15 protein-coding genes are annotated in these 13,217 nt (G+C 73.1%); 8 read left to right on the top strand and 7 right to left on the bottom strand.

All coding sequences use genetic code 11. The annotated features are described in order from the left end of the window. Positions 1 to 97 precede the first annotated feature (97 nt). From FBY23_RS19565 to bioD, 7 genes are all read left to right on the top strand, one after another. Positions 98 to 688 carry a biotin transporter BioY gene (locus FBY23_RS19565; RefSeq protein ID WP_141799667.1) on the top strand — a complete coding sequence of 197 codons (591 nt, stop codon included), beginning with the start codon at positions 98 to 100 and terminating at the stop codon, positions 686 to 688. After that, positions 685 to 1,386 (top strand): energy-coupling factor ABC transporter ATP-binding protein, encoded by a 702-nt coding sequence (locus tag FBY23_RS19570; protein ID WP_141799668.1) that lies wholly within the window; start codon positions 685 to 687, stop codon positions 1,384 to 1,386. Before FBY23_RS19565 ends, FBY23_RS19570 begins: the two co-directional genes overlap by 4 nt. Further along, positions 1,383 to 1,994, top strand: a complete 612-nt coding sequence (locus tag FBY23_RS19575; RefSeq protein WP_141799669.1) for an energy-coupling factor transporter transmembrane protein EcfT — start codon at positions 1,383 to 1,385, stop codon at positions 1,992 to 1,994. Before FBY23_RS19570 ends, FBY23_RS19575 begins: the two co-directional genes overlap by 4 nt. Before the next feature lie 107 nt (positions 1,995 to 2,101). Then, a complete protein-coding gene (gene bioB, locus FBY23_RS19580; RefSeq protein WP_141799670.1) occupies positions 2,102 to 3,235 on the top strand; it encodes a biotin synthase BioB in 1,134 nt (377 codons plus the stop codon). A 3-nt stretch (positions 3,236 to 3,238) separates the two neighbouring features. Further along, on the top strand, positions 3,239 to 4,534 hold the full coding sequence (locus tag FBY23_RS19585) for an adenosylmethionine--8-amino-7-oxononanoate transaminase (protein WP_141799671.1): 1,296 nt from the start codon (positions 3,239 to 3,241) through the stop codon (positions 4,532 to 4,534). Then, positions 4,531 to 5,670 (top strand): 8-amino-7-oxononanoate synthase, encoded by a 1,140-nt coding sequence (locus FBY23_RS19590; RefSeq protein ID WP_141799672.1) that lies wholly within the window; start codon positions 4,531 to 4,533, stop codon positions 5,668 to 5,670. Before FBY23_RS19585 ends, FBY23_RS19590 begins: the two co-directional genes overlap by 4 nt. Next, on the top strand, positions 5,667 to 6,326 hold the full coding sequence (bioD, locus tag FBY23_RS19595) for a dethiobiotin synthase (protein WP_260806093.1): 660 nt from the start codon (positions 5,667 to 5,669) through the stop codon (positions 6,324 to 6,326). The genes FBY23_RS19590 and bioD overlap by 4 nt, the downstream gene beginning before the upstream one ends. A gap of 14 nt (positions 6,327 to 6,340) precedes the next feature. Here the strand turns inward: bioD and FBY23_RS19600 are convergent, their stop codons facing one another. The 5 genes from FBY23_RS19600 to FBY23_RS19620 form a co-directional block, all read right to left on the bottom strand. Further along, positions 6,341 to 7,765 carry an amidase gene (locus tag FBY23_RS19600; protein ID WP_141799674.1) on the bottom strand — a complete coding sequence of 475 codons (1,425 nt, stop codon included), beginning with the start codon at positions 7,763 to 7,765 and terminating at the stop codon, positions 6,341 to 6,343. A gap of 22 nt (positions 7,766 to 7,787) precedes the next feature. Next, positions 7,788 to 8,630, bottom strand: a complete 843-nt coding sequence (locus tag FBY23_RS19605) for a hypothetical protein (RefSeq protein WP_141799675.1) — start codon at positions 8,628 to 8,630, stop codon at positions 7,788 to 7,790. A gap of 188 nt (positions 8,631 to 8,818) precedes the next feature. Then, positions 8,819 to 9,376, bottom strand: coding sequence for an NAD(P)H-dependent oxidoreductase (locus FBY23_RS19610; protein ID WP_141799676.1), 558 nt, complete (start codon positions 9,374 to 9,376; stop codon positions 8,819 to 8,821). Positions 9,377 to 9,430: 54 nt separating this feature from the next. Beyond that, on the bottom strand, positions 9,431 to 9,622 hold the full coding sequence (locus tag FBY23_RS19615) for a hypothetical protein (RefSeq protein WP_141799677.1): 192 nt from the start codon (positions 9,620 to 9,622) through the stop codon (positions 9,431 to 9,433). 60 nt (positions 9,623 to 9,682) lie between these two features. Next, on the bottom strand, positions 9,683 to 9,922 hold the full coding sequence (locus FBY23_RS19620; RefSeq protein ID WP_141799678.1) for a hypothetical protein: 240 nt from the start codon (positions 9,920 to 9,922) through the stop codon (positions 9,683 to 9,685). Positions 9,923 to 9,971: 49 nt separating this feature from the next. Here FBY23_RS19620 and FBY23_RS19625 point away from each other — a divergent pair, with 49 nt between their 5' ends. Continuing rightward, a complete protein-coding gene (locus FBY23_RS19625) occupies positions 9,972 to 10,583 on the top strand; it encodes a TetR/AcrR family transcriptional regulator (RefSeq protein WP_141799679.1) in 612 nt (203 codons plus the stop codon). Here the strand turns inward: FBY23_RS19625 and FBY23_RS19630 are convergent. Both FBY23_RS19630 and cimA read right to left on the bottom strand, forming a co-directional pair. Further along, positions 10,556 to 11,377, bottom strand: coding sequence for an SMP-30/gluconolactonase/LRE family protein (locus FBY23_RS19630; protein WP_141799680.1), 822 nt, complete (start codon positions 11,375 to 11,377; stop codon positions 10,556 to 10,558). The genes FBY23_RS19625 and FBY23_RS19630 overlap by 28 nt on opposite strands. A gap of 51 nt (positions 11,378 to 11,428) precedes the next feature. Then, positions 11,429 to 13,036, bottom strand: a complete 1,608-nt coding sequence (gene cimA, locus FBY23_RS19635; RefSeq protein WP_141799681.1) for a citramalate synthase — start codon at positions 13,034 to 13,036, stop codon at positions 11,429 to 11,431. Positions 13,037 to 13,217 lie beyond the last annotated feature (181 nt).

Genomic DNA, 13,217 nt, shown 5'->3' on the forward strand with positions numbered 1-13,217 from the left:
TCCCCCGGGCCGCGTTGACCCGGGTGCGAGCGCCAGCCTAACCTGAACACCGTTCAACTGCGCGCTGCCGCGCTCCCCCGGAACCGAGAGTGACCCGATGAATCGCCGTACCCCCACCACCGACGTCGCCCTGATCGCCGGCTTCGCCGCGCTCATCGCGGTGTGTGCCATCCTGCCGGACATCAAGACCGGCATCGGCGTGCCGTACTCGCTGCAGACCTTCGGCGTGCTGCTCGCGGGCGCCGTCCTCGGGCCGGTGCGCGGATTCCTGTGCGTGGTGCTCTACCTGGTCGCCGGCCTGGTGCTGCCGATCTACTCCGGCGGCGCGTCCGGCATCTCGCACTACAGCGGCGTGACCGCCGGCTACCTCGTCGCGTTCCCGATCGCGGCCGCACTGTGCGGCTTCCTCGTCTACCGCAACCGCAACAACGCCACGCAGTTCGCGTTCGTGTTCACCTGCGGCCTGCTCAGCAGCTTCCTCGTCGTGCACACCCTCGGGCCGCTCAACCTCGCCTGGCGTGCGGACCTCAGCCTCAAGGAGGCGTTCAGCTTCGACGCCGCCTACTTCCCCGGCGACATCGCCAAGAACGTCGTGATGGCGCTGGTCGCGACCGCCGTGCACAAGGCGTTCCCCGACCTCGCCGCCCGCAGGCGCCCCGCCGAGGTCGAGGAGGCCTCCGCGGCGTGAGCCGGGTCGAGCTCGACCGGGTCGTGGTCCGGGCCGCGACGCCCGGTGGCCCGGTCCCCGAGGTCACCGTCGTGCGGGAGACCTCGCTCGACCTCACCGAGCAGCGGATCGCGCTGATCGGCCCCAACGGCTCGGGCAAGTCGACCCTCGCCCGGCTGGTCAACGGACTGGTCGAGCCCACCTCCGGCCGCGTCACCGTCGACGGGCTCGATGTCGCGAAGAAGGGCCGGGAGGTACGACGCCGGGTCGGGTTCGTGTTCACCGACCCCAGCGCCCAGCTGGTCATGCCGACCGTCGTGGAGGACGTCGCGCTGTCGTTGCGCCACCAGGTGCGCGGGCGCGAGGAGCGGGCCGTCGCCGCGCGGGCGGTGCTGGCGTCGTACGGGCTCGAGGAGCTGGCCGACCGCAGTGTGCACACCCTCTCCGGCGGACAGCGGCAGCTGCTCGCGCTGGCCGGCGTGCTCGCCACCGACCCCGCGATCCTGGTCGCCGACGAGCCGACCACGCTGCTCGACCTGCGCAACGCCCGGCTGATCGGCGACCTACTGTTCGGCCTCCCCCAGCAGCTGGTGCTCGCGACCCACGACCTCGACCTGGCGCTGCGCTGCGACCGGGCGCTGCTGGTCGAGGACGGCACCGTCGTCGCGGACGGTGCGCCCGCCGAGGTCGTCGCCCACTACCGCGCGAGCGCCGGGTGACCGCCGGCCCGCTCGGCGACTACCAGCCGGGCAGGTCCGTCTTCCACCGGCTGCCGGTCGGCGCGAAGCTGCTCGGCCTGCTGGTGCTCAGCGTGGTCGCGGTGGCGTTCCGGGGTGTCCCGACGACGGCCGGGCTGCTCGTGCTGGCGGCGCTGTGCTGCGTGGTCGCCGGCGTCCGGCTGGGCCGGGCGGTGCGCGCGCTGCGTGGCGTCGTGGTCGCGATGACCCTGCTGGCGGCGTACCAGACCTGGCAGAGGGGTGCCGAGCACGCCTTCGTCGTCGTGGGCGCCCTGGTGGCACTCCTGCTGCTCGCGACCGTGTTCACCACGACCACCTCCGTCGAGCGGATGGTCGATGCGATCACCCGCTGGCTGGGGCCGTTCCGCCGCTTCGGGGTCAACCCGGAGCTGGTCGCGCTCGCGTTCTCGCTGATGATCCGCGGCATCCCGCTCACCCTCGCCATCGCCGGCGAGACCCGCGACGCCGCGCGGGCGCGGGGACTCGAGCGGAACCCTCGCGCCTATCTCACGCCGCTCGTGATCCGCGTCGTCGCGCACGCCCGGGCCACCGGGGACGCGCTGCACGCGCGCGGCCTCGGCGACGAGTGATCTCGACCGGCCAGCTTGGTCGCCTCTCCACAAAGCCGCGGATCCCGGCTATCCTGAGCAACCTGAACACCGTTCAGTTCGGCACCCAGGACCGCACGAGGAGCACCATGACCACGAACTTCGACGAGCTCGCCACCCGCATCCTCGGCGGGGGCGCGGCCACCGAGGCCGACGCGCTCGCCGTACTCCAGGCGCCCGACAGCAACCTGATGGACGTCGTGGCCGCCGGCGGGCGGCTGCGGCGCGCGCACTTCGGCAACACGGTCAAGGTCAACTACCTGGTCAACCTCAAGTCCGGCCTGTGCCCCGAGAACTGCAACTACTGCTCGCAGGCGATGGGCTCGGAGGCGCCGATCCTCAAGTACTCCTGGCTCTCCAAGGAGGAGACCCTCAAGCAGGCCGGCGCCGGGCTGCGCGGCGGCGCGACCCGGGTCTGCATGGTGTCCTCGGGCCGCGGTCCGTCCGAGCGCGACATCGACAAGGTCGTCGAGATGACCGAGGCCCTCAAGGACGAGTACGACGGCGTCGAGGTCTGCGCCTGCCTCGGCCTGCTCAAGGACGGGCAGGCCGCGCGGCTGAAGGCGGCGGGCGTCGACGCCTACAACCACAACATCAACACCGCCGAGTCGCACCACGACAACATCGTCCAGACGCACACGTACGACGACCGCGTGGACACCATCGGCAAGGCCAAGGACGCCGGCCTGTCACCGTGCTCGGGCCTGATCGCGGGTCTCGGCGAGACCGACGAGCAGCTGGTCGAGGCGCTGTTCGCGCTGAAGGCACTGGACACCGACTCGATCCCGGTGAACTTCCTGATGCCGTTCGACGGAACGCCGTACGAGAACACCTGGGAGCTCTCCCCCCTCCGCTGCGTGAAGATCCTGGCCATGGCGCGCTTCGTGTGCCCCGACAAGGAGATCCGCATCGCCGGCGGGCGCGAGATGCACCTGCGCACCCTGCAGGCCACGGCGCTGCAGGTCGCGAACTCGATCTTCCTCGGCGACTACCTCACCTCCGAGGGCCAGGACGCCAAGGCCGACCTGGAGATGCTGCGCGACAACGGCTTCACGATCCTCGGCCTCGACGCCGACGCGTTCGACGAGCTGATCGCGGCCCACGACCGCCCGGTCGCGGCGCACGGCTGCGGCGACGCGTGCGGCGGGTGTGCGTCCGGCGGTGCCTGCGGGCCGCAGATCCGCACCCGTGGTGCGGGCACCGAGGTCCCGGCCAACGCCTGAGCGATGACCGTCTCCGAGGCCGTCGACCTGCTCGCCTTCGACCGCGAGCACCTCTGGCACCCCTACACGTCGATGACCGAGCCGACCCCGGTCCGGCTGGTCACGGCCGCCCGCGGCTGCGAGCTCGAGGTCGACGGCCGCTGGGTGGTCGACGCGATGTCGTCGTGGTGGTCGGCGATCCACGGCTACCGGCACCCCGTGCTCGACGCCGCCGTCGCCGAGCAGGCCGGTCGGTTCAGTCACGTCATGTTCGGCGGCCTCACCCACGAGCCCGCGGTGGAGCTGGGCCGGCGCCTCGTCGAGATCACCCCCGAGCCGCTGGAGCGGGTCTTCCTGGCCGACTCGGGCTCGGTGAGCGTCGAGGTCGCGATGAAGATGGTGCTGCAGTACCAGCGCGGTGCCGGCCGCACTGATCACCCCTCTGGGCGCACCCGGATGCTCACCGTCCTCGGCGGCTACCACGGCGACACCTTCGACTGCATGAGCGTCACCGACCCGGTCGGCGGGATGCACTCGCTGTGGGCGGGGCTGCTGCCGGAGCAGGTCTTCGCGCCCCGGCCGCCGTCGTACGACGCCGCTCCGGCCGCGATCGCCCACTGGGCCGACGCGGTGCGCGACCTCGCCGCCCGCCACGCGCGCGAGCTCGCCGGCATCATCGTGGAGCCGCTGCTGCAGGGTGCGGGTGGCATGTGGCCCTACCCGGTGGAGTGCCTGCGGGTGCTGCGCGAGGTCGCCGACGAGCACGGCCTGCTGCTGGTGTTCGACGAGATCGCCACCGGCTTCGGCCGCACCGGCCACCTGTTCGTCAGCGAGCTGGTGACCCCCGACGTGCTGTGCTTGGGCAAAGCGCTGACCGGCGGGTACCTCACCCTCGCCGCCGTCCTCACCACCGACGCGGTCGCCCGCGGGATCTCCGGCAGCGAGGCGGGCGTCGTCATGCACGGCCCGACGTTCATGGGCAACCCGCTGGCCTGCGCGGTCGCGAGCGCGTCGATCGACCTGCTGCTCTCCTCGGACTGGGCGGCGACGGTCACCGCGATCGGCGAGCGGCTCACGACCGGGCTCGCTCCCCTGCGCTCGCTCCCGGGCGTCGTCGACGTCCGCACGATCGGCGCCGTCGGCGTCGTCCAGCTCGACCACCCCGTCGACGTGGTCGCCGCGACCGACGCGGCGCTCGCCGCGGGCGTGTGGCTGCGACCGTTCCGCGACCTGGTGTACGCGATGCCGCCGTACGTCGCCGGACCGGACGCGATCGACCGGATCGTCAGCGGCATCGCGGAGGCGGTGAAGGCAGGATGACCCGGGACCCGAGCAGCTGGGAGAGCTGGCTCGCGGCGCAGGCCGAGGAGCGCGAGGCCGCCGGCCTCACCCGGCGCCTGCGGGCGCGGGCGGCCGACGACAGCACGATCGACCTGGCCGGCAACGACTACCTCGGCCTGGCCCGGGACCCCGACGTACGGCGGGCGGCCGCGGACGCCGCATGGACGTGGGGATCCAGCGCCAGCGCCTCGCGCCTGGTCACCGGCACCTTCGCGCTGCACGAGGAGCTGGAGCGGGAGCTCGCCGACTACCTCGGGCAGCCCGCGGCCCTGGTGTTCTCGACCGGCTACCACGCCAACCTGGCCGTCGTGGCGGCACTCGCTGACCGCACGACCCGGGTGCTCTCGGACGCCCACGTCCATGCCTCGCTCATCGACGGGGTCCGGCTCTCGCGGGCCCGGCTGAGCGTCGTACCGCACAGCGACGTCGACGCCGTCCGGGCCGGTCTGACCGCTGCAGCGGAAGCCGGAGAGCGGGCGATGGTGCTCGTCGAGTCGGTCTACTCCGTGCTCGGCGACGCGGCGCCGCTGGTCGAGCTGAGCGCCCTCTGCGAGCAGTACGACGCCCTCCTGGTCGTCGACGAGGCGCACGCCGTCGGGGTCCACGGGCCGGGGCTCGTGGCCACGCTCGGCCTCGCCGGACGCCCGCACGTCGTCGTCACCGCCACCTTGTCGAAGTCGCTCGGCGCCCAGGGCGGGGCGGTCCTCGGCTCCCCCGCGCTGCGCGAGCACCTGGTCAACCGGGCCCGGCCGTTCATCTTCGACACCGGCCTCGCCCCGGCCCCGACCGCGGGGGCGTTGGCCGCACTGCGGGCGATCCGGGCGCGCCCCGAGCTGGGCGCGACCGTGCGGACGCGGGTCTCTGCGCTCGCCGACACCCTCGGCGTCGTGGCCCCCGCCGGCGCCGTCCTGTCGGTGCCGATGTCCTCGCCACAGGCCGCCGTCGCCGCCCAGGCCGCCGCGCTCGAGTCCGGGTTGCGGGTGGGCTGCTTCCGCCCGCCGTCGGTGCCCGACGGCATCTCCCGGCTGCGGATCACCGTCACGGCCGGGGTTCCCGCGGACCGATGGGACCGCGCGGTCGCGGTCCTCGTCGAGCTCGTGAAGGAGCACCAGTGACCCGGGTCGTCGTGGTGACGGGCACCGACACCGGGGTCGGGAAGACCGTCGCCACCGCGGCCCTCGCCGCGACCACGCCCGGGCGGGTGCTCGTCGTCAAGCCGGTGCAGACCGGCGTCGGCGGCGCCGACCCGGACGTCCCCGACGTCGACACCGTGCGCACCCTCGCGGGCTGCGAGGCCGTCCAGCTGGCCGCGCTCGACGAGCCGCTGGCCCCCGACACCGCCGCGCGCCGCCAGGGCGAGAGCCTGCCGACGGTCGCCGAGCACGCCGCGCGGATCCGCGACCTCGCGGCGTCGTACGACGTCGTGATCGTCGAGGGCGCCGGCGGGCTGCTGGTCCGGCTCGACCTCGACGGGGGCACCCTGCTCGACCTCGCCGTCGCGCTCGGCGCCGAGGTGGTCGTCGTCGCCCGGGCCGGGCTCGGCACGCTCAACCACACCGAGCTCACCGTCGCGGCGCTGCGCTCGCGCGGCGTCGAGCCGGCGGGCCTGGTGATCGGCGCCTGGCCGTCCGAGCCCGGGCTCGCCGAGACGTGCAACCGCACGGACCTGCCCCGGGTGACCGGCGTACCCGTCCTCGCCGTCATCCCCGACGGCGCTGGATCCCTTGCTCCCGGCGGGTTCCGGGAGCAGGTGTCGACCTGGTTCGGCTGAGCCTCAGCACAGCCTCACCACAGGGGTGGGTGACGGTCCTTCCACGGAGCCGCGGCCTCGACCTGTGCGGCCAGCGAGAGGAGCAGCTCCTCCTCGGCGGGCCGGGCGGCGAGCATGACGCCGACCGGGAGTCCGTCGGGTGTCTGGTGCAGCGGCAGCGAGATGGCCGGCATGCCGGTGACGTTCCACGCGGAGGTCCACGGCGTGAAGCGCTTCTGCGCCTCGAAGTCGGCCGCCGGGTCGGCGTCGTCGCGGATCGCGCCGACCGGGAGCGGCGGGCTGGCGAGGGTCGGCGTGAGCACGATGTCGTACGGCGCCAGCGCGACCAGCGCGTCGGCGGCATGGCGGCGCATCGCCCCGATCGCCAGGCCGAACTCCGGGCCCGACACCGCCTCGCCACGCTCGCCCAGCCACCGGGTCAGCGGCCGGACCTGCGCCCGCTGGGCCGGCTCGAGCGGGACGGTCGACAGCGCGGTGAGCACCGCCCAGCAGGTCTCGAAGACGCCGACGGCCTCAGGCGGCAGCGGCACCTGCACGTCCTCGATCACGTGGCCGAGGGAGGCGAGCAGGCGCGACGCGTCGTCGTACGCCTGCTGGACCTCGGGGTGCACCTCGACGTCCGCGATGACCGGCCGGTCGAAGCGCGCGATCCGCAACCGGCCGGGCTCGCGCCCGGCGGCCTCGAGGAAGGTGCCGCCCGGAGCCGGCGCCCACGTGGGGTCGCCCGCGCGACGGCCCGCGAGCACGTCGAGCAGCGCGGCGGCATCCGCGACCGTGCGGGCGATCGGGCCGGAGACGGCGAGCCCGATCGGGTCGCCGTACATCGGGAAGCCGCTGACCCGGCCACGGCTGGGCTTGAGCCCGACCAGGCCGCAGCACGAGGCGGGGATGCGGATCGAGCCCCCGCCGTCGGAGCCCTGGGCGACGGGCACCAGCCCGGCGGCCACCGCCGAGGCCGCGCCACCCGAGGAGCCGCCGGCCATCCGGGTGGTGTCCCACGGCGTGACCGCCGGCGGACGGCCCTCTGGCTCGGTGTAGCAGGGCGATCCGAACTCGGGCGTGCTCGTCTTCCCGAGGCTGACCATCCCGGCGTCCTCGATCGCCAGGGCCACGCTGTCGGACACCTCAGGGACGTAGCCCGCGAACACCGGCGACCCGAAGGCGGTCGGTACGCCGCGGGTGAGGTTGAGGTCCTTGATCGCCGTCGGTACGCCGGCCAGCGGGGACGCGCCGTCCCCGACCGGTCCGACCGCGGCGACCTCCCGGGCCCGGCGCCGCGCGGCATCCGGGTCGCGGAGCACGAACGCGCCGTCGACGTACTCCTGCGGGAGTCGCGCGGCGCGTTCGAGGTAGTGCTCGGTGAGCTCGACGGGGCTGATCTCGCCGGAGCGGATCAGCGCCCCCTGCTCGAGGGCGGTCAGGTCGTGGAGTTCGGCCACGACCCGACCCTACCCATCGTGCTCAGCCCTGCTGGAAGGCCAGGACCTGGGAGGCCGGCCCGCCCAGGTAGGCGTCCTGGTCGAGGACCGCACTGTTCTTGCCGGCCGGCGACGGCAGGCCCTGGCGGGAGTTGACGACCCCGTTGAGGAGCCCGCCCACCCCGCACCCGGTGGCCGCCGGGACGGCGAAGGACCTGTCGACGACGACACCCCCACGGGCGTGGATCAGGCTGCCGGCCTCGCCGACCGGCACGAACTCGAAGGACCCGGCCTTCTCCATGGCCAGGTGCAGCACGATCGGGTTCGCATTGGAGCCGATGTAGCAGTTTGTGCCGAGCAGGGCGTTCTTGAGCCGGATCTTCACGGGCAGGGCGACCACCTCGCCGCCGTAGATCGAGGCCAGGATGTCGATCTGCGGGAGCTCGGTCGTGGCGAGCTCGACGGTCGCGGTCACGTCGGTGAGACCGGGCAGCAGCCGCTCGAGGCCGGGCACGCCGAGCAGCCCTCCGGGGACCTGCATCGGGCCGGAGGTGAAGACCTTGCCGGGCGTGCCGAAGGTCTTCTCCCCCGCGCCGACGCTCGCGATGCCGAGCGAGAGCACCGACTGCGCGGTCACGGGGACGGTGCCGTTGCCGATCACGAAGGTGCCACCCGTGACCACGGCGGTCACGCAGGACGTCGAGGCGTCGTCGGCCTCGGCCAGCATCTGCGCTGCGGGGCAGTTGCGGAAGACCTCGAACGGGTGCGGCTCGTCGGCGGCGTGGGCCACCGGGGCGGTCGGGACCAGCGCGGCGGCGGGGAGGGCGAGTGCCGCGACCAGGGCGGCGAGGCGGGCACGGGAGCGACGGCACGGGAGCAGCGTCATGTTCTCTCCTGGGAGCAGGGGGTGGGGGGATGCGACGGGGTCCGAGCCCTCCCGCCGGTCCCATCCAGCCAAAGCGTCACCAGAAGATCAACTCTTGTTGTCACACGCTGTTACTGCTAAGACGGCTCGCCAAAACGCCGCTGCCGCACGCAGAGGGCGTGCGGCAGCGGCGTCGGGCGAGGGCGGGGTCAGGCCGCGCTCACCTCGGGGGCGAACTCGACCAGGGTGCCGAGCGCGGCGAGCAGCTTGGCGCGGACCTCGGGGTCGGTGGTCGGGTCGACGTCGACGGCCGGCTGCGAGACGGTGACGTCCTCGACCACGATCGCACCGGCGATGCCGGCGGAGCGGGCGGTGTCGCCGTGGGCCCACTTGCCGCCGTACGGCGTGGGGGTGGCGCCGATGACGCCGAACGGCTTGCCGACCATGGCGCCGGCGCCGTAGGGGCGCGAGATCCAGTCGATGGCGTTGTTGAGGACGGCCGGCATGGTGCCGTTGTACTCGGGGGTGACGGCCAGGACGCGGTCGGCGGAGGCGACGCGCTCGCGCAGCGCGACGGCGGCGGCCGGCGCGGTCGCGCCGTCGAGGTCCTCGTTGTAGAACGGGACCTGGTCGAGACCCTCGACGATGTCCAGCGTGACGCCGGCGGGCGCCTCGTCGCGCAGGATCTCGGCGAGCTTGCGGTTGAGGGAGTCGGCCCGCAGGGATCCGACGAGGACGGCGACGCGGGTGCTCTGGGTGTCAGTCATGGAGGTCTAAACGGACCGTGGTCCGCTTCCATTCCCGGGGTGAGAGAAGTTTCTTCAGTCGGGTTTCCTCACCCACACGTCGACCGCCTCGCCTGCCGCCACCACTGCCGCGTGGCGATCGACCGGCAGCGCAACCAGCGGGCAGTCGTCGGTCCCCTCCTCGACGACGACCACGACGACACCCGCCGGTGCGAGCAGCCGGTTCGCCGCCGCCACCACCGGGCACACTTCGTCGTGGTGCAGCACGCCGTCGATCGCGATCCCGGTGGCACGCACCCTCGGCAGCGCTCCCACCACCTCCAGCAGCTACTCCGACGGCTCCTTCCAGTCGACACGGGCCAGGTCGCCGACCGCGGCCAGCGCGTCGACCAGGGCCAGCACCGCCTCCACGTCCCCCGCCTCGTCGATGCCGCGGTCCGCGAGCTGCTCGGCGTGCCGCTCGAGATAGGCGTCGGCGTCGGTCAGCGCGAGCCGCACCTCCGGCGCGACCCGTGGGTCGTCGGTCAGCAGGTCCACGAGCCGGTCCCAGGCGGCGAGGTCGCTCATGGCCGGATCGTAAGCGGCTGTCGGCGACCCGATCTAGGGTGGCCTCACCATGCCCAAGGACCTCCCCGTGCTGACCAGCGCGCCCGTCGTGCGCCGCGACGCCGCCCGCAACCGGGAGGCGCTGCTGCAGGCCGCAGCCGAGCTGATCGAGACCTGCGGGGTCGACGACCTCACGACCGAGGCGGTCGCGGCGCGGGCGGGCGTCGGCAAGGGCACGGTGTTCCGGCGGTTCGGGAGCCGCGAGGGGCTGATGGCCTCGCTGCTCAACCACCGCGAGGAGGAGTGGCAGGCCAGCGTGATCAGCGGTCCGCCGCCGTTGGGTCCGGGGGCGCCGCCGATGGAGCGGCTGCTGGCGTTCGGCGCGTCCCGGCTGCGCCACCACCGCGAGCAGGCCGCCCTGATCGAGGCGGCGGGGAGCACGTGGGGCGAGAACTACGCCGTGCTCGGGTTCGTGTCGCTGCACGTGCGCATGCTGCTCTCCCAGCTCGGGGTCCGAGGCGACCTCGGCTACCTCTCGACCGCCCTCGTCGCGCCACTGGCCGTGCCGGTGCTGCGCCAGCAGATCGACGCGGGCGGGATGAGCGAGGCGCAGGTGGTCGCCGGCTGGAACGACCTGGTGGCGCGGGTCGTCGCTCAGCCCAGCGACACCCGCAGCAGCTGACCGTCCCAGTCCCGGAAGGTCGGGAGCTCCGCCGGACCGGGCCAGTGCGCGGCGACGACGTAGAGGGTGTCGCCGTCGATCGCGCAGGCGAAGCCGCCGCGGTCCAGCTCGACGGTGCGCAGCACCTCGCCGCCCTCGGCGACGCGGACGCAGTGCTGGTGCGGGACGTCGGCGTACCAGACGGCGCCCTCGGCGTCGAGGCAGATGCCGTCGGGGTTGTCGGTACCGAGGTCGGCCCAGACCCGGCGGCCCGACAGTGCGCCGTCGGCGGCGATGTCGAAGGCCACCAGCTGCGAGCGGTACGAGTCCGCGACGACCAGGGTGCTCCCGTCGGCGGTGACGGCCATCCCGTTGGGGAAGGCGAGGTCGTCGGCGACCACGCCGGCCGTGCCGTCGGGCAGCACGAGCGCCACGAAGCCGGGCGCACGGTCACCAGCCGGCGGCCCGACGGCGAAGTCGAAGGCGCAGCTGTTGACGTAGGCCCGGCCGAGCCGGTCGACCACGATGTCGTTGTGGCCGTACGCCGACAGCCCGGCCAGGTCGGCGTACGGCGCCAGGGTGCCGTCAGGCTCTCGCACGAGCAGCGCGTTCGCCTGGTTGGAGACCAGGACCAGGCGCCCGTCGGGCAGGAAGTCGAAGCACAGCGGGAGCGACGTGTGCTCGACGACCACCTCCACGCAGTCGTGCTCGTCGACCGCGATGATCCGGCCGTGGGTCCAGTCGCTGAACCAGATCCGGCCGTCGTGCCACCGCGGCGACTCCACCAGGCCCAGTCCGCTCACGAGGATGTCCATGCAGGAGGGACCGGCCGGGTCCGCCGGACTCATCGCCCGCGGTCTTGGCGCTCAGTCCTGGTGGTGGCGCAGCAGCCCGTAGGTGAGGCTGTCCGCGAGCGCCTCCCACGATGCCTCGATCACGTTCGCGCCGACGCCGACGGTCACCCACGAGGACGCCCCGTCGGTGGTCTCGATGAGCACGCGGGTGATGGCGTCGGTGCCGTGCCCCTGGTCGAGGATGCGGACCTTGAAGTCGATCAGCTCGAACTTCGCGATCTCCGGGTACGCCTGCTCGATCGCCGAGCGCAGCGCCTGGTCGAGCGCGTTGACCGGGCCGTTGCCCTCCCCCGTCACGACGTAGCGCACACCGGCCGCGGTGAGCTTCACGGTCGCCTCGGACACGGCCTCCTCGCCCGGTGCGGCGTGGGTGAGCGTCTCGGTGATCACGCGCCAGCTCTCGACGTCGAAGTACGACGGCCGGTGGCCGTCCACCTCCTCGGCGAGGAGCAGCTCGAAGGACGCGTCGGCGGCCTCGAAGGTGTAGCCGCTCAGCTCGAGCTCCTTGACCCGGTTGGTCACCCGGGTGACCAGCTCGGGGTTGTCGGAGAGGTCGAAGCCGAGCTCCTTGCCCTTGAGCTCGATGGTCGCGCGGCCGGCCATGTCGGAGACGAGCAGGCGCATGTCGTTGCCGACGCCGGCCGGGTCCATGTGCTGGTAGAGGTCGGGGTCGACCTTGATCGCACTGGCGTGCAGGCCGGCCTTGTGGGCGAAGGCCGAGGCACCGACGTACGGCTGGCGCGCGGCGGGCGGCACGTTGGTCACCTCGGCGACGGCGTGCGCGATCCGGGTGGCCTCGGTGAGCAGGCCCGGCGGCAGCACCTGCTGGTCGAGCTTGAGCTCGAGGTTGGCGACGACGTTGACGAGGTCGGCGTTGCCGGTGCGCTCGCCGTAGCCGTTGATGCAGCCCTGGACGTGGGTGGCGCCCGCCTCGACGGCCGCCAGCGTGTTGGCGACGGCGAGGCCGGTGTCGTTGTGGCAGTGGATGCCGACCCGGACCTGGGTCGTCTCGAGCACGTCGTGCACGACGTCGGAGACCCAGCCCGGCAGCATGCCGCCGTTGGTGTCGCACAGGGCGACCACCTCCGCACCGGCGTCGTACGCCGTGCGCAGCACCTCGAGCGCGTAGGCCCGGTCGAGCCGGTAGCCGTCGAAGAAGTGCTCGGCGTCGAGGAACACCTGCTGGCCCTCGGCCCGCAGGTGGGAGACGGTGTCGCGGATCATCGCGAGGTTCTCCTCCAGCGTGGTCCGCAGCGCCTTCTCGACGTGGCCGACGTGCGACTTGGCGACCAGTGTGACAACGCCTGCACCACTGTCACGCAGCGCGGCGACCTGCGGGTCGTCGGCCGCGAGCAGGCCGGCGCGGCGGGTCGAGCCGAAGGCCGCGAGGCGGGCGTGCTCGAGGTCCAGCTCGAGCGCCGCCCGGCGGAAGAACTCGGTGTCCTTCGGGTTGGCGCCCGGCCAGCCACCCTCGATGTACCCGACGCCGAGCCCGTCCAGGTGCCGCGCGATGGCGAGCTTGTCGGCCACCGTGGGGTTGAGCCCCTCCTGCTGCATACCGTCGCGCAGGGTGGTGTCGTAGACGTGGAACGAGCCGTGGAGGTCGAGCTGCTGGGTCATCGGGGTTCTCTCGCTGGGTGTCACCTGGGCAAAACAAAAGCCTCCCGACAACGAGAGGCTGGCGCGTCCGACGGGGCGTCGGACGCGCTAACTAATGATCTCGAGACGGTCGCTGCGCGACCTCCTCAATCCAAGGATCGTCACGGTGATGGTGCTCACGAGGTCAGTGTGCCACGGACGC

Origin of the sequence: Nocardioides sp. SLBN-35 (assembly GCF_006715725.1) — a bacterium.
Lineage (GTDB): Bacteria > Actinomycetota > Actinomycetes > Propionibacteriales > Nocardioidaceae > Nocardioides.

Excerpts from the sequence above, each read along its gene's own strand:
- FBY23_RS19625 (WP_141799679.1), top strand. The coding sequence starts at position 9,972 with ATGCCCAAGGACCTCCCCGTGCTGACCAGCGCGCCCGTCGTGCGCCGC.
- FBY23_RS19630 (WP_141799680.1), bottom strand. The coding sequence starts at position 11,377 with ATGGACATCCTCGTGAGCGGACTGGGCCTGGTGGAGTCGCCGCGGTGG.
- FBY23_RS19610 (WP_141799676.1), bottom strand. The coding sequence starts at position 9,376 with ATGACTGACACCCAGAGCACCCGCGTCGCCGTCCTCGTCGGATCCCTG.
- cimA (WP_141799681.1), bottom strand. The coding sequence starts at position 13,036 with ATGACCCAGCAGCTCGACCTCCACGGCTCGTTCCACGTCTACGACACC.
- bioB (WP_141799670.1), top strand. The coding sequence starts at position 2,102 with ATGACCACGAACTTCGACGAGCTCGCCACCCGCATCCTCGGCGGGGGC.
- FBY23_RS19605 (WP_141799675.1), bottom strand. The coding sequence starts at position 8,630 with ATGACGCTGCTCCCGTGCCGTCGCTCCCGTGCCCGCCTCGCCGCCCTG.
- FBY23_RS19565 (WP_141799667.1), top strand. The coding sequence starts at position 98 with ATGAATCGCCGTACCCCCACCACCGACGTCGCCCTGATCGCCGGCTTC.
- FBY23_RS19585 (WP_141799671.1), top strand. The coding sequence starts at position 3,239 with ATGACCGTCTCCGAGGCCGTCGACCTGCTCGCCTTCGACCGCGAGCAC.
- FBY23_RS19590 (WP_141799672.1), top strand. The coding sequence starts at position 4,531 with ATGACCCGGGACCCGAGCAGCTGGGAGAGCTGGCTCGCGGCGCAGGCC.
- FBY23_RS19620 (WP_141799678.1), bottom strand. The coding sequence starts at position 9,922 with ATGAGCGACCTCGCCGCCTGGGACCGGCTCGTGGACCTGCTGACCGAC.